Raw genomic sequence first — 19979 nt, forward strand, 5'->3', positions numbered from 1 at the left:
CAGGAGAGCATGTCGACCGAAGCACTCAGTGACGACTTCCTCCTCCTCATCGTGTCGTCCCCGTCCGGCGCGGGGAAGACGACGCTCTGCGGGAGGCTGCGCAGCGAGTTCCCCGACCTGCGCTTCTCGGTCTCCCACACGACCCGGCGCCCGCGCCCGAACGAGGTCGACGGCCGGGAGTACCACTTCGTCGACCCGAACACGTTCGAGCAGATGATCCGCATCGGCGCGTTCGCCGAGTGGGCCAGGGTGCACGATCACCTCTACGGCACCAGCCTGAAGGAGATCGAGATCGCCCGCGCCACCGCGCGCGGCGTGCTCTTCGACATCGACCACCAGGGCGCGCGGCAGATCAAGGCGAGCCTGCCCGAGGCGGTCGCCGTGTTCATCCTTCCCCCGTCGCTCGCCGAGCTCGAGCGGCGCCTGCGCGGGCGCGGCACCGAGGACGAGCCCACGACGCTCCGCCGCCTCCGCAACGCGAAGGGCGAGATCGAGCATTACGGCTTCTTCGACTACGTGATCGTGAACGACGAGATCAACCGCGCCTACGAGCAGCTGCGGTCGCTCGTCTTCGCCGAGCGGTGCCGCCGCCAGCGGCGCGCGGCCCTCTGCGAGCGGCTGCTCTCGGAGCGGAGGTTCGAGCGATGAGCGCGACGCGCGACGTGCTCGCGATCATCGGCGGCAGCGGCGTCTACGAGATGGGGTGGCTGGAGGACGTCGAGGAGGTCTCGGTCTCCACCCCCTTCGGGCTGCCGAGCGACGTGGTGCTGCGCGGGCAGGTCAAGGGCGGCGACGCGACGGTGCTCTTCCTGCCGCGCCACGGCCGCGGGCACCGCTTCTCGCCGTCGACGATCAACTACCGCGCGAACATCTGCGCGCTGAAGATGCTCGGCGCCACGCACGTGCTCAGCGTGAGCGCCGTCGGATCCCTGCGCGAGGACATCGTGCCTGGCGACCTCGTCGTCGTCGACCAGTTCATCGATTTCACGAAGCGGCGGATCTCGACGTTCTTCGACGAAGGCCTCGTCGCCCATGTGCCGTTCGCCGATCCGGTGTGCCCGATCCTGGCGAGCGCGGTCCACGACGCGGCGCTCGCCACCGGCGCGCGCGTCCACCGCGGCGGCACCTATGTCTGCATCGAGGGCCCTCAGTTCTCGACGCGGGCCGAAAGCCGCATGTTCCGGACGTTCGGCGCACATGTCATCGGGATGACCAACTTGCCCGAGGCGAAGCTCGCCCGCGAGGCGGAGCTCCCCTACGCCACGCTCGCGCTCACCACGGACTTCGATTGCTGGCACGTCAGCGAGGAGGCGGTGAGCGTCGAGACGGTCATCACCGTACTCAACCGCAATATCGGGTATGCGCGGGACGTCGCGAAGTCGCTCGCCCGCAATCTCCCCGATGTGTCGCAGAGCCCGGCCCGTCACGCGCTGGAGAAGTGCATCATGACCACGGCCGGCGCGTCATCGCCCGACGCGGAGGCGCGGCTCGAGTGGCTCATCGGTCCTCGGCGCAAGGCCGACTGAGCTGACCTCAGGGCCCCTCGCGCCCGCTCCTCCGCGCAGCGGGCGGGAGGGGGCGCAACGGGCGGGAGGGGGCGCAGCGGGCGCGAGGGGCAAGGCGGGCTCTGCTGGGGTCGGGTGCGGCCTGCGGCCCGGCGGCGCCGTCGCAGAAACGAAACGCGCGGCTAGCGGCTACGCACAAACCTGGCTAAGAGGCGTCCTGTGACGACCTCATCCGCGATCCTCATCATCGGCTCGATGGCGTTCGACGACCTCGAGCTCCCCGCCGGCAACGAAAGAGACGTCGTCGGTGGCTCTGCCACCTACTCGGCGTTCGCTGCCTCGTGCTTCGCTCCGGTGCGCACCGTGGCCGTGGTGGGCGATGATTTCCCCGAAGAGACCCTCGCAGCGATGCGATCTCGAGGGATCTCGATCGAGAGCGTCGAGCGCGCTCCCGGGAAGACGTTCCGCTGGGCCGGGCGCTACGACGTGGATCTCATCCATCGCACGACGCTGGACACGCAGCTCAACGTGTTCGCGTCGTTCGCGCCGAAGCTGCCGGAGACCTACCGCGACACGCCCTTCCTCCTGCTCGGCAACATCCATCCCGCGCTCCAGCTCGACGTCCTCGAGCAGGTCCGCGCGCCGCGCTTCGTCCTCGCCGACACGATGAATTTCTGGATCGAGGGGGAGCCGAAGGCGGTCGCGGCGATGCTGCGCCGCATCGACACGCTCGTCGTCAACGACGAGGAGGCGCGCCAGCTCTCGGGCAAGTACAACATCCGCCGCGCGGCGAAGGAGATCCTGTCCCGTGGTCCGCGCCGGCTGATCATCAAGCGCGGAGAGCACGGCGCGCTGCTCTTCGACGAGGAGGGCGTGTTCGCCGCGCCCGGCTTCCCGCTCGAGGACGTCATCGACCCCACGGGCGCCGGCGACGCCTTCGCCGGCGGGCTCATCGGTTACCTGGCGTGCCAGCCGGAGATCACGCCGCTCGCGCTCCGGCGCGGCATGCTCCATGCGACGGCGACGGCGTCGTTCTGCGTCGAAGCGGTTGGCACGCGGCGGATCGCGACGGTGACTCGAGCCGACATCGCGGCGCGACTGACGGAGATCCGGGCGCTGTACGAGTTCGGCGCAAGCACCATGTGAAGCCCGCCTGGGGGCGGCGCTGGCGCGAGCGCCTGCCGTGTGCGGTCGCTGTTCACCTTCCGGCGCATAGCCGTGCTAGACGACCGTCAAAGTGAACATGAACCTCACCACCCGTACATTCGCAGGCATCGCCTTGCTGGCCCCCCTCGTCTTCGGCTGCGCGGCCCGTACGGCGCCGTTCGACGAGATGGACAAGGCGCAGATCACGGTCCTCCGCCTCCAGGGGCAGGAGCTGGCCCCGACGCCCGTAGCGACGACCGGGGCCCCTACCCTCATCCCGGGCATCCCGCCCGAGCTCCAGCAGATGGGGCAGGCAGCCCTTCAGGGGCTGCAGCAGGCGCTGCCCGGGCTCATCCCGCCCAACCTCATCCCGGGGCAGACCGCCAGCACGCCGGTCCTGCCCGCGCAGCCGCGCTTCAAGAACTTCGTCATCCTCCAGCAGCGTCAGCTCACGACCAGCGACGCCGACGCGGAGCTCAAGGACCAGATCCTCGACGTCTTCGGCGACGAGGACAGCTTCACCGCGGACCGCGGCAACTGCTTCTATCCCGGCCTGGGCATCTCGATGGTGCGGCCGAACAACCCCACGCCTGTCGACCTGCTCGTCTCCTTCTCGTGCAACCAGGCCATGGGAGACGGCTTCCGCTGGCCTTACGCGACCAACGGCTTCTCGGCCGAGACCCACCAGAAGCTGAGCGAGATCTACCAGCAGCTCTGGGGACAGGCGGTCCCGCCCGGCGCGTGATCCCCTGCCGCGGCGAGGAGCTCCGCTGGCCTGATTTGTAATCAGCACCACATATCGTGACCGCAGGGTCCGGATGGCTAGACTTGATCGAGCTTCCGAGGTCCCCGTGTATCGGTCAGGAGCGCGCCGCACGACGTCATGATGCCCCAACCCCAGCTGTTGCCGGGAAAGGAGCTCGGGCACTACGAGCTCCTCCTGCCCATCGCGCAGGGGGGAATGGCCACGGTGTGGGCCGCGCGCCACAAGGGTCGTCGTGGCTTCCAGAAGACGGTCGCCATCAAGACGATGCTGCCGTCGCTCTCGGATGATCCCCAGTTCGAGAAGATGTTCCTCGAGGAGGCGAGGCTCGCCTCGGGGATCCATCACCCGAACGTCGCCGAGATCCTCGACCTCGGCGAGCAGGACGACGTCCTCTACATCGTGATGGAGTGGGTCGACGGCGAGGCGCTGTCGGTCATCGCGAAGGCGGCGAACAAGAGCGGCGTGGCCATCCCGCTGCGCATCGCGCTCCGCGTCCTCGGCCGCGCTTGCCTCGGTTTGCACGCCGCGCACGAGCTCCGGGACCCGCAGAACGACGACCAGCTGCTCGGGCTCGTGCACCGCGACGTGTCACCCCAGAACATCCTCGTGACGTACGACGGCCATGTGAAGCTCGTGGACTTCGGGGTCGCCAAGGCAACCAATCGCACGCACAACGACACGACCGCGGGACAGATCAAGGGCAAGGTGCCGTACATGTCCCCTGAGCAGGCGCGAGGCGAGCGGGTCGATCGGCGCACCGACGTCTTCGCGATGGGGATCGTGCTCTACAAGTTGACGACGGGAGAGCACCCCTTCGCCGCAGAGAACGACCTCCTCACGCTCAAGTACATCACCTCGCGACCGGCGCTCTCGCCTCGCCTGAAGAACCCGGATTTCCCGCCCGAGCTGGACCAGGTCCTGATGAAGTGCCTGCAGAAGGAGCCGGAGCGGCGATACCAGACGATGCTCGAGCTGGAGAGCGCCCTGGAGACCGTGCTGGCCAAGGAGCCGACGGTGACGGACCACGACGTCGGGGCGTTCGTGCGCGGGCTCCTGGGAGAGCGCAACCAGCGCCGGCGCGCAGCGCTGCGCGACACGGTCCGCATGCTCGACGAGCGCGCCTCCCACCCGCCCGAGGTGATGCTCGTTCGCGACAGCATCAGCGAGCTCTTCTTCACGCAGCTCCCTCCTGGTCACCCGAGCGCAAAGCTCCCCGCGTCTCGCCGGAGCACCCCCGCGCCCTCGCGACCGGCGCTGCCATCGCTGCTGTCCGAGTCGCTGATCCCGAGCTCGCCTGGCCAGGACACTCAGCTGGGCCCGATCGAGGTCCCGGCGGCGCGCCGCCGCTCGGGGACGCGGGTGGCAGCCGCTGCGCTCGCGCTCATCACGTTGCTGGGCGCCGGGGTGATGTGGCTCCGGCGGCCCGCGCCGCAGCAGAGCATGTCCGAGGAGCTCACGGTGCACGCCCACGGCGCTGGCCCGGCGGCGACCGAAGCCACGACGGGCGCAACGCCAAGGTCGGACGGCGCGCCCACGCTCCTGGCCGACCACGGCGGCGTGGGTGCTCGGCCCGCCCCCGAGGCGAGCGACCCGGAGGGGCGCGGGGCGAGCGCTCCGGACCCGACGGCCAAAGGCGCAACGACCGCCGCGACGCCGAGCGCGACGGCTGCTGGATCGAGCGCCACCAGCGCGCGCAGAACAACCCCGGGCAAGCGTCCCTCGACGAAGTGGGTACCGACCGTGACCAACCCCGGGTTCTGAGCGGCCGCAGGGCGCGGCAGCTCCGCGACGCGCTCCTCCTGGCAGCAAGCCTGGGCGTCGTAGGCGGCGCCCTGCTGTTGCGACGGAGCCGAGCGTCCAGCGCCTCGCCAACCCCGGCGCAGGCGAGCGCGTCCGCGGAACCGTCGCCCCTGCCCAGGGGCGGTGAGCCCGAGCGCGCGGCGCTCGATCAGCACGAAGCGCAGCACGAAGCGCAAGCGGGGTGCGGCTTTGCCGACCAAGGGTTCGGCGCCTATGAGCGATGGCGCCCGCTTCCGCTCGGAAGGCTCCTCGTCCCGCCTGCGCACGCGGTTCGCTCGGATGGCGGCTACGATCTTCTGATCCACTTCCACGGCGCCGAGCCTGTCCGGAAGTTGCTGGCTCCCAGGGACATGGATCTGGTCATCGCCGGGATCGACGTGGGGACCCGATCGAGCGAATACGCGCGCGCGCTCGAGGGCGGCGGCTGGGACGCGCTGCTCCAGACGATCGACCGCGAGGTTGAGAGCGCATCCGGGAGCGCGGGCGCGCACATGCGCCGCCTGGTGCTGTCGTCCTGGAGCGCTGGGTCCGGCGCGATCGGCAGGCTCATCGAGCGCGGGAGCAGCCACGTGGATGCGCTGATCCTGCTCGACTCCCTCTATGGCTCCTACATGCCGGGGCAGACGTCGCTCGCGCAGGGGCAGCTCGCCCCTTACGTTGCGCTGGCCAACGCCGCCGCGCGCGGCGCGCCGGTCTTCTACCTGACGCACACCGAGATCCCGACCAGCGGCTACGCGTCCACGAAAGAGGCGGCCACGTTCCTTCTTCGCGAGCTCGGAGCCACCCCCATCGCGGTGACCTCGAGCGGGGACGAGGCCCCCTCCGCCGCGCCCGGCGACCGCGCAGCGGAGGCAGGAGACGCGCTGCGGCTCACCCGGATGTACGACGGCGGCAGCCTCTACGTGCGCGGCTACGCGGGAGCGGGCCCCGGGGAGCACTGCGCGCAGCTGCGGCTGCTCCCCGCGATCCTGGCGGAGCACGTGCTCCCGGCCCTTCGCCGTTGAGGTGCCGCTGCTGCGAGGAAGCGCGCGGCGTCTTTTCGGTGAGGGAACGCGCCGACGCGTCGGCGCGCGCCCTGCGAACCGCCGCGGCTCAGTACGACTTCGCGAACACCACGCGCCGCGGGCTGGGCTTGCCGGTGAAGATGCACTGCCCTTCACCCGTCAGCGCGTCGGCCCACGGCGCCCCTTCGAACCCCCCGGTCGGGATGCAGCGAATGGTCACCTTGTGCGCATCCTTCACCGCCGTCTCGATCTCCGGATCGCCGGACCAGTGCGCCAGCGCGAACCCGCCTTGCGCCTCCTTGCCCCCGGTCGACGCGAAGAACGCGTCGAAATCTGCGCGGCTGTTGATCACGTGCGTGTTGCCGTCGCGCACGGCGAGCGCGCGCGCGTAGAGGGTCGCCTGAATGTCGCCAAGGATCTCCGTGATGCGGCCCACGAGCTCCCCGCGCGCCATGCTCGACTTGTCCTTCGGCGAGCGGTCCCTGCGCATCACCATGGCCACGCCGGCGTCGACGTCGCGCGGCCCGATCTCGATGCGCAGGGGGACGCCCTTCTTCACCCACTCCCACTGCTTGTCGCCGCCGCGGATGTCCCGCCGATCGATCTCGACCTCGACGCGGCGCTCGCCGAAGCGCTGCGCCCGGAGCTCCTTCGCGAGCCCGTCGATGTACTCGTCGATCTTGGCGCGCGTGTCGTCGCCCCGGTAAACGGGCAGGATCACGACGTGCGCGGGCGCGAGGCGCGGCGGGAGCACCAGGCCGTCGTCGTCGCTGTGGGTCATGATCAGCCCGCCGACGAGGCGCGTCGATACGCCCCAGGACGTCGTCCAGGCGTGCTCTTCGGTCTCCTCCTTGGTCTGGAACTTGATGCCGCTCGCCTTCGCGAAGTTCTGCCCGAGGAAGTGGCTCGTCCCGGCCTGCAGGGCCTTCCGGTCCTGCATCATCGCCTCGATCGCATAGGTGTCGACCGCCCCGGGGAAGCGCTCGCTCGCCGTCTTCGGCCCCTCGAGGACGGGCATCGCCATGAAGTCGCGCGCAAACGTCGCGTAGACCCCGAGCATGCGCAGCGTCTCCTCGCGCGCCTCGGCCTCGCTCGCGTGCGCCGTGTGCCCCTCCTGCCACAGGAACTCCGCCGTCCGCAGGAACAGGCGCGTCCGGAGCTCCCAGCGCACGACGTTCGCCCACTGGTTGATCAACAAGGGGAGATCCCGGTAGCTCTGCACCCAGCTCGCGAACGCCGCGCCGATGATCGTCTCGGACGTGGGGCGCACGATGAGCGGCTCCTCCAGCCGGGCCTGAGGGTCGGGAATGAGCCCGCCGCCAGGGCCGGGGACGAGCCGGTGGTGGGTGACCACGGCGCACTCCTTCGCGAACCCCTCGACGTGCTCCGCTTCCTTTTCAAGGAACGACTTCGGGATGAACAGCGGGAAGTAGGCGTTCTTGTGGCCGGTCGCCTTGAACATGCTGTCGAGCTCGCGCTGGATGTTCTCCCAGATCGCGTAGCCCCACGGCTTGATGACCATGCAGCCGCGGACCGGGGAGCTCTCCGCGAGGTCGGCCGCGCGCACGACCTGCTGGTACCACTCCGGGTAGTCCTCGTTGCGGGTGGGCGTAATGGCGGTCTTCGGCGCTTCGTTCTTGGCCACGGTCTCTGCTCTCCTCGATGGGCGGCTTGGCCGGCGGCCGTCGACCGGGCCGCCTTCGTCCCGCTGCGGACGGTCGGCTGGCGCCGGCCCCGCTCCGGGCTGAGCGCGCGACGTATCAGGAGCGCGGCAGGGTGTCGAGCGCAGCGGTCCCAGCGCCGGAGCCGCGCCGCCCTCCCGCTGGCTGGAGCGATGCCGCTCGCCCCACCGGCCGCCGCGCGCCAGGCTGCCTTCGCGGCGGCGCGCCGTCGTGGTACGCGCAGGAGAACGACGTGGACTACGTCATCCTCACGCACGGCGGGGTGACCGCGCCGCAGAGCGGCTCGGAGAGCTGCGCCAGGGCCGCCGACGAGGCGCGCCGCGCGCTGGACGGGGGCGGAGAGGCGCTCGCGGCGGCGATCGGGGCGACTGTGCGCCTCGAGGACGACCCACGCTTCAACGCCGGGACGGGCTCGAACCTCCGCCTCGACGGGCAGACGATCGAGATGGATGCGGCCGTGATGGCCAGCGATGGACGGTTCGGCGCAGTGGCGTGCATCGAGCGGGTGAAGAACCCCGTCCTGGTCGCCGCGAAGGTGATGGAGACGCCGCACCTGCTCCTCGCCGGCGCCGGCGCGACGGCGTTCGCTCGCCGGCTGGGGTTCGCCGACCATGATCCGGTCACCGAGGAGGCGCGCCGGAAGCACGCCCGCGCCCTCGCCGCGCTCCGCGGCGAGGGCGGAGACGACGAAACCACGAACGACGCGGCGCGCTTCCGTGCGCTCACGGCGACGCGGTTCTGGAACTTCGACGCCGAGCCGATCGAGTGCGACACCGTCGGGGCCGTCGTGCGCGACACGCACGGCCGGTTCGCCGCCGCGGCGTCGACGGGCGGGTCGACCTACTCGCTCCGCGGCCGCATCGGGGACGTGCCGCTCCTGGGCGCAGGGATCTACGCTGGCCCCCACGGCGCCGTGGCGGCGACCGGCGTCGGCGAGGAGATTGCGCGCCGCTTCCTAGCGCGGACCGTCTATGACTGGGTCGCCGATGGCGTCGCGCCCGCGCGCGCCGCGCAGCGCGGCGTCGCGATGTTCCCCGACGTGCTCGCCGTCGGCGTGCTCGTGGTGGGGCGGAGCGGCCAGGCGATCGCCTCGAACCGCACCATGGCAAGCGCGCAGCTCGTGGGCTGAGGAGCCGCAGACGACGATGCAAAGTGGAGACCCTGATGCGATCGTGGTGGGCGCGGGACCGAACGGCCTCACGGCGGCGGCGTACCTCGCCCGCGCGGGCTTCTCGGTGCTCGTGCTGGAAGCCGAGCGAGAGCCGGGCGGCGCGGTCCGCACGCGCGAGGTGACCCTCCCCGGGTTCCGCCACGATCTCGGCGCGGCGTTCTTCCCCTTCGGGCAGACGAGCCCCGCGCTGGTGCCGCTCGATTTGCCGGGGGCGGGCCTCGTGTGGCGGCACGCGCCGATCGACAGCGCTCACCCGGCGCCCGACGGGACGTGCGCCTCGATCGCGCGGGACGTCGAGGCGACGGCGCGGTCGCTCGGCGAAGATGGCCCCGCGTGGCGCCGGATCGCCGGCTGGCACGCGGCCACGCGCGAGCGGCTGCTGAACGCGCTCCTGTCCACGCCGCCTGCCCTCGGGCCGCTGCTCCGGCTCGGGCCCCTCAACCTGCTCCGCCTCGCGCAGGTGGCCCTCTCGAGCGGACGTGGCTTCGCGACGCGCACCTTCCGGACAGAGGCGGCCCGGCGCGTTGTCCCCGGGCTCGCGCTCCACACCGACGTGGGCCCGGACGATCCCTGCGGAGCGATCGTCGGCTTCATGCTCACCGTGCTCGCCTCGAGCGGCGGCTTCGCGGTGCCCGAGGGCGGCGCCGGCGCGATCACGAGCGCCTTGCTCAGGCGCGTCGAGGAGCGCGGGGGCGCCCTCCGCTGCGGCGCGCGCGTCGACCAGATCATCGCCAGGGAGGGACGAGCGGTCGCGGTCCGGCTCGAGGACGGCCAGGAGCTCCGCGCCCGCCGCGCGATCGTCGCCGACCTCGCCGCGCCGACGCTCTACCTCCGCCTGCTCGCGTCAGAGCTGGTTCCCGAGCGGGTGCAGCGCGCCATGCGCCGGTTCCGCCAAGGGTTCGGCACCTTCAAGATGGACTGGGCGCTCGACGGCCCGACGCCGTGGTCCCACGAGGATCCCGCGCGCGCGGCGGTCGTGCACGCGGGCGACAGCCTCGACGACCTCTCGGCCTTCACGCGGCAGGTGCGCGCCGGGGCGCTCCCCGAGCACCCCTATCTCGTGATCGGGCAGCAGTCGCTGGTCGATCCGACGCGCGCGCCGGCCGGCCGCCACACCCTGTGGGCCTACTCCCGCGTCCCCTCCTCCATCGAGGGCGGCTGGGCGGACTCGCGCGAGCGCTTCGCCGATCGCGTCGAGGCGCGGATCGAGGAGCTCGCCCCTGGCTTCCGGCAGAGGATCATCGCCCGGAAGATCTGGGCGCCGGACGATCTCGAGGCGATGGATGCAAACCTCATCGGCGGCGATCTCGGCGGAGGCTCGGCCGACATCCGGCACCAGCTCATCTTCCGGCCGGTGTTCCCCTATTTCCGCTACCGCACGCCGCTCCGCGGCCTGTATCTAGGCTCGTCCTATGCGCACCCCGGCGCCGGCGTCCACGGCGCGTGCGGGCGCAATGCGGCCCTGGCGGTGCTGGAGGACGAAGGCTAGCGCGCGGCGCATCTTCGTGCGCTACGGGCTCAGCCGCGTCGTTCGGCTCGCTGCGGCGTACTTTCGTATGCCTCACTCGCCCGTCTGGCGGCCGAGCCCGCATCCCACGGACCTGCACCCCGCGCCAGAGGCGCCGCGCTTCGCTACTTCGACCGCGACGACGGGCCGTCCCGGTAGTCGGAGCGCTTCAGGCCGTGGCTCGCGATCTTCTCCTGGAGCGTGCGCAGCGGCATCCTGAGCCGCCGAGCGGCCATCGCCAGGTTGCCGTTGGTGCCGCGGAGGGCATCGAGGATGATCTCCGTCTCCAGACGGTCCATCTGCGCCTTGAGCCCGATCGTCGGCGCGGAGCTGGGCGGCCCTGCCAGCTCGACGGGAGTCCGATCTGGCGGCGGCGTGGAGCGTTTGGGCGCCGAGAGGGAGTGGATGCTCTCCGGCAGGTCGAGCGGGGTGATGACATGCCCCCGCGCGATGACGACGGCGCGCTCGATGGCGCTGCGCAGCTCGCGTACGTTGCCCGGCCAGGGGTACTGCTCCAGGAGCGCGAGCGTCTCCGGATCGAGCGAGCGCACGTTCCTGCGGTGCACCTCGCTCGCCTGCCGGAGGAAGCGCTGCGCCAGCGGTCCGATGTCATCCCGCCGCTCGCAGAGCGGCGGGATGCGCAGCGGCGCCGCGTTGAGCCGGTAGAGCAGATCCGAACGGAACGTGCCCGCCTCGCACATCGCCTCGAGATCGCGGTACGTGGTCGCGACGATCCGCACGTCCACCTCGATCTCCTTGGTCGAGCCGAGGCGGACCATGCGACCGGTGTCGAGGACGTGCAGCAGCGCGGCCTGGCAGGAGGGCGGGAGATCGCCGATCTCATCGAGCACCAGGGTGCCGCCCGCGCACGTCTCGAAGACGCCCTCTTGCGCGTGGACCGCGCCGGGGAAGGCGTCGGCCTCGTGACCGAAGAGCGTGCTCTCGAGGAGCTGGGCGGGCACGCCGCTGCATCCGACGCGGATCATCTGCATCTTGTGGCGGGGGCCAGCCTCGTGGATCAGCCGCGCGAGCACGTCCTTGCCGGTCCCCGTCTCGCCCTGGAGCAGCACGGGCGCGGACGAGCGCGCGAGGCGCATCGCGGTCTCGAGCACCGGGCGCATCGCGGGGCTGCGCATCACGAGCCCCTCGTCGCCGACCGTGCGCAGCCCACCCACCGGCGTGGATCCTCCCACCAGGTTCTCGATGCTCGGCATCTTTCTCCGCTCCGAGGCGCCACGACGCCCGTCGAGCGCGTCGAGGTTCAGCACCGGCAGCTCGGCGCTCGCGATCACGCGCAGCGACGCCGTGATCTCCCCGAGCATCACCTCGTCGCCGGGCTTCAAGACACCGTGCTCGACGCGCTGCCCGCTCAGGAAGGTGCCGTTCGTGGAGCCGAGATCCTGGATGAGCACGTCGCCGCGCTGGAACGTGAAGCGCGCGTGGCGTCGCGACAGGCTGCGCTCGGGGATCGCGACGTCGGCGCTCGGATCGCGGCCGATGACGACGCCGACCCCCTCGATCAGCCGCACCGTCTCGGCGCCTTGCCGGTGGTAGATGATGAGCAGCACGTGCGGCTGCGTCCCGCGCTCGCGGCTCAGCTGCGTCAACGCATCACGGACCTGCGACATGGCGATCGGGTCCGTCACGCCCAGCTGCGACTCAACCTGGACCTCCTGTGCTCCGAGGTCGTCGTGCAGCATGGATGGCCGTGCGATCTTGGGCTCCACAGGCAAGTCGACGCCAGCGTGGCCTTCCTCAGACGCGCCCGGCTCGCGGACGTCCGGCGAAGATGGAGTCGTCGGAGCGGCCGGACGCGAGTGATTCATGCGTTCTCTCTCATGCGTGCCCGAGGAGCCTCCGGCTCCAAATGTTGGCCCGCGAGCCCTGCTCGCGCTCGTCCCGTTATCCTATGACCATAAGCCAGAGGTTGCCCGGCGCGCAAGGCGCGAGCAGCACTTCGTCGGTGCTGCGGCGGTAAGCTTTGTTTCTCCGCTTTCTCCGCTTCCTCCGCTTCCTCCGCTCCCTCGCTGCCTTTGCCTCTGCTGCCTCTACATCCCAGTTCTTTCTCTTTCGTTTCTGCAGTGTAGCCCTCGGACGCATCCTCTGCAGGCCACCTCGGCGCTCCGCTCAGATCTGGCGCACAACGCGCTCGCCAGAGGCGAGCGATCGCGCGGATGGCTCCTCGGCGCTGCAGTGTGCGCTGAAGCGAGAGCACGGGAGGTCCTCGAGCGATGGGAGCTCCGCATAGCCGCGGGGACCGGCGATCTCGTTGAAGCAGCGCCCGAGCCAGCCCGGAATGACGAGCGCATAGGTGCGCGCAAGCCGTCGAGGATCGTCCAGTGTGCGCAGCATCGCAAGGTAGGTCACTTCTCCATAGGTCGCCTTGAAGGCAGCCGCCTGCTCAGGGCGCGCCAACCAGCTCATGACGCCGGCGCGATCCGCCTCTGGGTGGAACTGGACCGCCTCGACGCCGGGCGCGACCTGCAACCCGAGGATCGCCCGCCCCTTGGAGATGCCGTCACGGCTCTCACGAGCGAGGAGCTGGCCGCCGAGGGAGCTCAGCTGGCGCTCGTCGAGGTTCACCGCCTCCCAGTTGCGGTGCTCGAACGCGAAGAGACGGTCCCCAAACGGCGCCAGCAGCGGGTGTTGCTGGCCGACGGGGGTCGTGTAGATCGGCATGACGCCGAACTTGCGCTCGGCGCGGGGCACGACGTCGGCCAGCTTGTAGTGATGGACGACGAGCTCGAACGAGTAGCAGATCGCGAAGAGAGCACGCCGGTGCGCGCCCCCCTGGATCGCCGACTCGACCACGCCGTCCACGAAGCGCGCAAAATCCCGCGTCCAGGGCTCGCCCTCCCCATCAAAGGGAGAGCCGGGCCCCCCTGACGCGAGGTACAGATCGCAGTCCGTAGGGATGGGTGCGTTGGTGTCTCTGGGAGACACCTCGACGACCTCGCAGGATAGGCCCGGATTGCCCGCCTGAACGCGTTCGAAGAACCCCGCGGCGAGCCCGCGTAGACAGCGCATCGCCTGGTTCACGTGGCCATTGTTCATGTCCACGATGCACAACCGCAGCGGCCGGCCGTTCGCGACGGTAGCTTGCCGGCCGGGAGTAGGTGGAAGTGGATTCGAGCTCATCGGAAGGTGACAGTTTGCAGACGTAAACCCCCCGCGTTTTTTACCCATACCACCCCGCTGACCTCGCGAGAAGAATGGTTTTCTCCGGTACGCCGGTTACGCCGGTTACGCCGGTTACGCCGGTTACGCCGACTGTTCCCGCTACTTCGGCTTCATCGGCTGATCCCTTTACGTTTACGTCGACCACCTCCGTCACATCCGTCATGTCCGTCACATCCGTTGCGCGTGTCATGCCCATCACACCAGTTATGTCCATTACATCGGTTACATCCGCTTCAGTTACGTCCGCTACGTCCGCTACATCGATTACGCAGCGGACGATTCGCCACCTTCTGGAGGAGACCAAAACTCCTTCCTCGGACCCGCGTTCATGGGAATCCTGTGCGTGATGAACAAACGGAATGGTTCGACCCGTGATCCTCTGACCCGCCGCCATGTGCTGACCGGGCTCGGCGCTGCGCTCGGCGCCTCGGCCTTCGGATGCAGCACCCCAGAGGGCGCGATGTTGCTCGGCGACGCCCCGCCGAGCGCGGGCAGCGCGGACGAGAGCGACGGAGCCGGCGGCGCGGGTGGCTCAGGAGGTGCGCTCGGCTCAGGACAGCCGGAAGGTGGGGAGGCCGGCGGCGCTCCGGATCGGTGCGCAGAGACGGGAGGTCTGAGCCCGGCGGAGCTGCTGGCGCCCATCAACACCATCGTCGTTCTCTGTATGGAGAACCGCTCCTTCGACCACTATCTCGGCTCGTTGCTGCTGAAAGAGGGCCGGCAGATCGACGGTCTGACAGGCACAGAGTCGAACCGAGCGCTCGATGGGACGCGGATCTCGCCCTTCCAGCTCGACAACTTCACGCCCGCCGACCCGCCGCACAGCTGGGACGCTGCCCACACGCAGTGGAATCAAGGGATGAACGATGGGTTCGTCATCGCGCACGCAGGGCCGGACCAGCGCGACGTCATGGGCTATCACGTGCGGGAGCATCTGCCGGTCCTCTACGCGCTCGCAGACGCGTCGACGATCTGCGAGCGCTGGTTCTCCTCGGTGCTCGGCCCGACCTGGCCAAACCGGTTCTACCTGCACGGCGCCACGTCGAGGGGCGTCTCGAGGAACGTGCCGGTCACCGGCTTCACGAGCGTGTTCGAGCTGCTGAGCGACGCAGGGATCTCGAGCAGGAACTACTTCCACGACGTCCCGTGGTGCTCGGGTGCGTACTTCAAATTCAAGGGCGTCTCCGGGATCGAGCGCTTCTTCGAGGACGCGGCCGCGGGGATCCTCCCCTCGTTCTCCGTCATCGATCCCCAGTTCTTCGGCGCCACCGCGAACGACGATCACCCGGACCACGACGTGCAGCTCGGGCAGGTGCTCATCGCCAGCATCTACAACGCGCTGGCGAAGAGCCCCCAGTGGGGCCAGTGCCTCCTCGTGATCACCTACGACGAGCACGGGGGCTTCTTCGATCACGTCGCGCCGCCGTCGACGACGGACGACGATCCCCTGTTCACCCAGCTCGGGTTCCGGGTGCCGTCGATCGTGGCGGGCCCGTTCGTCCGGAGGGGCTGCGCGGTGAGCACCGTGCTCGACCACGCGTCGGTGATCCGCACGCTGGAAGCGCGCTTCGATCTCCCCTCGCTGAACGCGCGCTCCGCCGGCACGAACGATCTCTCATGCTGCATCGATCCGGCGCTCCTCCGCGCTCCTCAGGCGCCGATCCTGCTGCCCGAGATGGACATCTCCCTGTCGCGGCTGCGCTCGCGCACCGAGTCCGGGATCTCTCAGCCGGAGCTGTGGGAGGCCGCCGAGCGTGGGCTCATCCCGCGGCACCTCGATCGCCGGGATGAGGGACCGGCCATCGCCCGGCGGGTGCTGGCGCACGCGGAGCGGCTCGGCACGGCGAGGCTCAGGGACTGAGGCGCCGGCCAGCCGGCGCCGAGGTCGCCCGGGGGCAGGAGGTCTGATAGAAGCGCCGCCGTGCCGCCCGATCTCAATCCGCCCGCCGCCAACCAGGCAGGGACCACGCCGGCGAGCGCAGCCCCGGGCGCGCCCCCGGCGACCAGCGCAGGCCCGCCGGCGGCCGGGCAGGAGAAGGCGACCAGCGCGGCGCGCTCGTCGGCGATGGTCACCGCTGGGATCATCCTCTCGCGGCTCGTCGGGCTGCTCCGCCAGCGGGTGACGGCGCACTTCTTCGGGACATCCGAGCTCGCCGACGTGCTCGCCGCGGCGTTCCGCGCGGGGAACATCACCCAGAACCTGCTTGGCGAGGGGACGCTCTCCGCGACCTTCATCCCCGTCTACGCGCGCCTCCGCGCGGCCGGCGACGCGCGACGCGCGGCGCACTTCGCGCTCTCCGCCCTCGGGATCCTGCTCGTCGCCGCCGCGGCCGCGTCGCTCGCCGGCGTGCTCGCGGCGCCGTGGCTGTCCTTCCTGGTCGCGGCGGGCTTCGACGACGACAAGCTCGCCAGCACGACCCGGATCGTCCGGATCATCTTCCCGATGACCGGCCTGCTCGTGCTGTCCGCGTGGGGGCTCGGCGTGCTCAACGCGCACCGGCGGTTCTTCCTCCCGTACGCCGCGCCCGTCGCGTGGAGCGCCGCCCAGATCGCGGGGCTGCTCGCGTGCGGCGCGTGGCTCGGCATGCGCGGGGAGCCGCTCGCCGAGGCGCTCGCGTGGAGCGCGCTCGCGGGCGCGGCGCTGCAGCTCTCGCTGTTGCTCCCATCGGCGCGCTCGCTGCTCGGCGGGCTCAGGCCGCGCCTCGACGCGCGCGACCCGAGCGTCCGAGAGGCCGGCAGCAAGCTGCCCGCCGCGCTGCTCGGCCGCGGGATCATCCAGGTGTCCGGGCTCGTCGACACGCTCCTCGTGAGCTTCCTCGGCGCCGGCGCGAACGCGGCCTTCAGCTACGCGCAGACGGTCTACCTCCTGCCGATGAGCATCCTCGGCGCCGGCGAGGCCGCGGTCGCGTTGCCCGAGATGGCGCGCGACACGGCCGAAGCCGACGTCGCGCGGCGCAACGAGGCGCTGTCGCGCCGACTCGGGGCGTCGCTCGCGCGGATCACGGTGCTGACCGTGCCGACCACGGCCGTGTTCATGGTGCTCGGGCGGGAGCTCATCACGCTGCTGCTGCAGACCGGGACGTTCGACCAGGAATCGACGGCGAGGGTCGAGCCGCTCGTGTGCGCCTACGGCCTAGCGCTGCTCGGGAACGCCGCCGGGCGCGTGCTGATCACCGCGTCGTTCGCGCTGGGGGACACGAGGACCCCCGCCCGCTACGCGCTCTATCGCGTGGTCGTCAGCACCGCCGTCGCGCTCCTCCTGATGCAACGGCTCGACGTGCTCGGCGTGGTGCTCGGCGCCGTCATCGCGGGATGGGTCGAGGCGATCGCCCTCGGGTACCGCGTGCGGCGCGAGATCGGCGGGCTCGGGCTGGATCAGATACGGATCGGCCGCGTGGCCTTGCTCGCGGCGATATCGGTCGGCTGCGGCGCCGCGTCGAAGGCGGCGCTGCCCGAGGCGGTGGCCTCGGCGCCCTGGGGTGCCGCGCTCATCCTCGCTGCATGCGGCGGCGCCTTCGCCGTCGCAGCGCCTGCGCTCGGGCTCTTCAGCCTGAAGTCCCTCCTGCGCCGGAGGTGATCACGGGCGGCGCTGCGCGCGCACGGCGCTCCGCGTGCGCACGGTGCCACGCGACGTAGCGCTCGACGAACGCTCGCTGCACGGGGCGCAGCGCGACGCGCGGACGCCGTCGCTCGATCAGGGCGAGCGCCTCGCCCACCTCGACGCCGCCGCGGGTGGCGAGGTAGCAGAGCGCGAGCGTGACGCTCCTGCCCACGCCGCTCGCGCAATGGACGTGGACACGGTGGCCAGCGACGATATGCCGCTCGAGGAACGCCACGCCGCGCGCGGCCTCCTCGAGCGTGGGAGCGCACATGTCCCAGCAGGGGATGCGCAGGTACTCGACCCCCGCCGCGCGCAGCGCGAGCACCGGATCGTACAGCTCGCGCGAAACGTTGATCACGGCGCGGACGCCGAGGCGACGAAGCTCGACGACGTCGCCTGGAAGAAGGAACCCCCCGATCAGGAGGTTCGGGCTCACCCACGTGCGCCACGGGTGCCGCGGCCGGAGCGACGCGGAGGCGCGGCGCAACGCCAGGAATGCATAGAAAACGAGGGCATACGGCGCGAGCAGGAGGAACACCACCGCAGGGCGAAAGCGCACGCGCACCTCATGGCGTCGACGCTCGCTTCGCGCCAGCGGCCTGGCGGCACGCGCGCCGATGACGCACGCCCACGACACGCGCGCCGAGCGCACCGACGATGCGCAGGCGACGCCACGGAACTTGGCCCAGCGCGCGCGAACCGGGCATGCATCGGCAGATGCCGCTCGCTTCCTTGCCGACGGATCTCTCCCGCTCGGTCTCGCCTCCGCGCCTCCGGACGCCGCTGCCCTGCGCGCCACGGCGCCTCGACGGCGGCCCCCGCTCGCGACGCGTCGATGGGCGGCTCGCAAGCTTGCTCGTCGCGCTGACCGTGTGCGGATGCAAGCCGGCAGGCGCGGCGGTGGAGCTGTCGAAGGAGGGGGCGAGCGACGATGCGCTCGAGGTCGCCGCGCTGCCAGCGGACGGCCCCAAGCTGGTCGCGCTTCGCGCAGGGACGCCCGTGCTCGCGCGTCCGCAGGCGGGCGCACGCAAGCTCGGCGAGCTCTATCCTGGCGCCGCCGTCGTGAGGTCCTCGGAGCCGTACGGACGCGCGGGGTGCAGCGGCGGTTGGTATGCGATCCGCCCTCGCGGGTTCGTCTGCGCAGGCGACGGCGCGACGCTGAACACCGACGTGCTCGCGCTCCTGCCGGCTCTGCCCGACACGTCGCGGCCCCTCCCCTACCGCTATGGCCGCGCGCGAACCCAGGGCGCTCCGATGTATTTCGGGGTGCCCAGCCGCGAGGAGCTGCAGCACGCCGAGCCGGATCTCGATCGCCATCTCGAGCGTGTGCAGCGCAGCGACGCGCAGCTCGGCGCGTCAGCCAACGACGTCCCGCTGGACGCGCGCGGCGTCTCCTCCGGGCCCCCGGTGCTGCTGCCGCGAGGCGACGGCATCGGCGAGGACGGGCGCAGGACCGAGGCCGGATACTTCCTCTTCCCCATCGCCGACGCGATCGCGCCGCTCCCGCCTGTCGCCGCGCTCGGCATCGACATCGGCGGAACGGGCGGCGCCCGCGTCGATCTGCGCGCCGCGCTGAAGACGGTGGCGCTGCGCAAAGGCAGCGGGGTCGCGATCACCCGCACGTTCACGGCGGGAGCGACCGACGGACGCAGGTTCGGCGTGACGCCGGAAGGACGGCTCGTCCCGACCGACCGGCTCCAGGCCGCGCTCGGATCACCGTGGCACGGCCTCGACGTCGAGAAGCTCGGGCTGCCTGTGGCGTTCGTCCATCGCCACGACGTTCACACGTGGTCGCTCAGCCGCGGCAAGGCGAACGCGAACGACGAGGAGCTCGAGCGCCACACGGGCGTGCCGCTCACGGGCAGGTTCAGGACGGTGGACGGCGTCCGCTTCGAGGAGGCGCGCGACGGCTTCTGGATGCGCGCGCAGGACCTTGTCGTCGTCGTGCGTCGCACCAAGCTCCCCGACTTCGCCAAAGGCACGCAGCGCTGGCTCGACGTCAGCGTGGTGAACCAGACCCTGACGGCCTACGAGGGGCAGAAGCCCATCTACGCCACGCTGATCTCGTCCGGACGCGACCAGCTGCGCGACCCTGAATCGACCGCGTCCACCGCGCGCGGCACCTTCCGCGTGCGGAGCAAGCACGTCACGCGCAACATCGATCCGCGCGAGGTCGCCGACAGCTTCGACGTCACCGACGCCCCGTGGGTGATGGACCTCGCGCCGAGCCAGGCGATCACCGGCATGTACTGGGGCGCCGGGGTCGGCGAAGCGCAAGGCTTCCACGACATCGCGCTGACGCCCATCGATGCGCGGCGCATCTTTCTGTGGGCCGAGCCGGAGCTCCCCGAAGGCTGGCACGCTGTGTACAGCAACGACGAGGAAGGAACCCTCGTTCACGTGCGGCCTTGATGTTCACACAGCCACCGCTGGCCCTCCGAGGGAGGCCAGCGGCCGACTGTCACCATTGCTGGTGCCGAAGGAGGGAATCGAACCCCCGACCCGGCGCGTATGAAACGCCTGCTCTAGCCAGCTGAGCTACTTCGGCAAAAGTGAGGGCGGACTAGTACCGCCCCGTCTCCGCTCTGTCAAGCGAGGTCGTGCGCGTTTCGACGCG

The 19979-nt window shown here is 70.9% G+C and carries 15 protein-coding genes and 1 tRNA gene; 11 read left to right on the forward strand and 5 right to left on the reverse strand.

Annotation, left to right across the window (positions count from 1 at the left end; genetic code table 11):
• Positions 1-9: 9 nt before the first annotated feature.
• From gmk to WME73_RS21315, 6 genes are all read left to right on the forward strand, one after another.
• On the forward strand, positions 10-648 hold the full coding sequence (gene gmk, locus WME73_RS21290) for a guanylate kinase (protein ID WP_012236392.1): 639 nt from the start codon (positions 10-12) through the stop codon (positions 646-648).
• Positions 645-1526: an S-methyl-5'-thioadenosine phosphorylase gene (mtnP, locus tag WME73_RS21295; RefSeq protein ID WP_437916889.1), complete on the forward strand. Its 882-nt coding sequence runs from the start codon at positions 645-647 to the stop codon at positions 1524-1526. Before gmk ends, mtnP begins: the two co-directional genes overlap by 4 nt.
• Positions 1527-1724: 198 nt before the next feature.
• The gene (locus tag WME73_RS21300; protein WP_437916890.1) at positions 1725-2651 is read left to right on the forward strand and encodes a PfkB family carbohydrate kinase; all 927 of its coding nucleotides are present in this window, start codon (positions 1725-1727) and stop codon (positions 2649-2651) included.
• Between the two features lie 97 nt (positions 2652-2748).
• Complete coding sequence (locus WME73_RS21305; protein ID WP_437747238.1) at positions 2749-3396, forward strand: hypothetical protein; 648 nt, start codon at positions 2749-2751, stop codon at positions 3394-3396.
• 138 nt (positions 3397-3534) lie between these two features.
• Positions 3535-5178 (forward strand): serine/threonine protein kinase, encoded by a 1644-nt coding sequence (locus WME73_RS21310; protein WP_437916891.1) that lies wholly within the window; start codon positions 3535-3537, stop codon positions 5176-5178.
• A 389-nt stretch (positions 5179-5567) separates the two neighbouring features.
• Complete coding sequence (locus WME73_RS21315) at positions 5568-6221, forward strand: hypothetical protein (protein WP_437916892.1); 654 nt, start codon at positions 5568-5570, stop codon at positions 6219-6221.
• An 88-nt stretch (positions 6222-6309) separates the two neighbouring features.
• Here the strand turns inward: WME73_RS21315 and proS are convergent, their stop codons facing one another.
• Positions 6310-7866 carry a proline--tRNA ligase gene (proS, locus tag WME73_RS21320; protein WP_437747241.1) on the reverse strand — a complete coding sequence of 519 codons (1557 nt, stop codon included), beginning with the start codon at positions 7864-7866 and terminating at the stop codon, positions 6310-6312.
• A gap of 269 nt (positions 7867-8135) precedes the next feature.
• On the opposite strand from proS, the gene WME73_RS21325 reads away from it, so the two are divergent.
• Together WME73_RS21325 and WME73_RS21330 are read left to right on the forward strand one after the other, a co-directional pair.
• Positions 8136-9032 carry an isoaspartyl peptidase/L-asparaginase gene (locus WME73_RS21325; protein WP_437747242.1) on the forward strand — a complete coding sequence of 299 codons (897 nt, stop codon included), beginning with the start codon at positions 8136-8138 and terminating at the stop codon, positions 9030-9032.
• A gap of 16 nt (positions 9033-9048) precedes the next feature.
• Positions 9049-10563 (forward strand): phytoene desaturase family protein, encoded by a 1515-nt coding sequence (locus WME73_RS21330; protein ID WP_437916893.1) that lies wholly within the window; start codon positions 9049-9051, stop codon positions 10561-10563.
• A 143-nt stretch (positions 10564-10706) separates the two neighbouring features.
• On the opposite strand, the gene WME73_RS21335 is transcribed toward WME73_RS21330, so the two are convergent.
• Together WME73_RS21335 and WME73_RS21340 are read right to left on the reverse strand one after the other, a co-directional pair.
• Positions 10707-12281, reverse strand: a complete 1575-nt coding sequence (locus tag WME73_RS21335; RefSeq protein WP_437916894.1) for a sigma 54-interacting transcriptional regulator — start codon at positions 12279-12281, stop codon at positions 10707-10709.
• Positions 12282-12708: 427 nt separating this feature from the next.
• Positions 12709-13635 carry a hypothetical protein gene (locus WME73_RS21340; protein ID WP_437747245.1) on the reverse strand — a complete coding sequence of 309 codons (927 nt, stop codon included), beginning with the start codon at positions 13633-13635 and terminating at the stop codon, positions 12709-12711.
• A 472-nt stretch (positions 13636-14107) separates the two neighbouring features.
• On the opposite strand from WME73_RS21340, the gene WME73_RS21345 reads away from it, so the two are divergent.
• Positions 14108-15622 (forward strand): alkaline phosphatase family protein, encoded by a 1515-nt coding sequence (locus WME73_RS21345; protein ID WP_437747246.1) that lies wholly within the window; start codon positions 14108-14110, stop codon positions 15620-15622.
• A 60-nt stretch (positions 15623-15682) separates the two neighbouring features.
• Positions 15683-17338: a murein biosynthesis integral membrane protein MurJ gene (gene murJ, locus WME73_RS21350; RefSeq protein ID WP_437747247.1), complete on the forward strand. Its 1656-nt coding sequence runs from the start codon at positions 15683-15685 to the stop codon at positions 17336-17338.
• Here the strand turns inward: murJ and WME73_RS21355 are convergent.
• Positions 17307-17921 carry a protein-tyrosine phosphatase family protein gene (locus tag WME73_RS21355; RefSeq protein WP_437747248.1) on the reverse strand — a complete coding sequence of 205 codons (615 nt, stop codon included), beginning with the start codon at positions 17919-17921 and terminating at the stop codon, positions 17307-17309. The genes murJ and WME73_RS21355 overlap by 32 nt on opposite strands.
• 158 nt (positions 17922-18079) lie before the next feature.
• Between WME73_RS21355 and WME73_RS21360 the strand changes: the two genes are divergently transcribed.
• Entirely contained in the window at positions 18080-19774 is a 1695-nt protein-coding gene (locus tag WME73_RS21360; RefSeq protein WP_437916895.1) for a L,D-transpeptidase, read from the forward strand.
• A gap of 59 nt (positions 19775-19833) precedes the next feature.
• Here the strand turns inward: WME73_RS21360 and WME73_RS21365 are convergent.
• Positions 19834-19910 (reverse strand) — tRNA-Met (locus WME73_RS21365).
• Positions 19911-19979 lie beyond the last annotated feature (69 nt).

The organism is Sorangium sp. So ce302 (assembly GCF_051530145.1).
Taxonomy (GTDB): domain Bacteria; phylum Myxococcota_A; class Polyangia; order Polyangiales; family Polyangiaceae; genus Sorangium; species Sorangium cellulosum_B.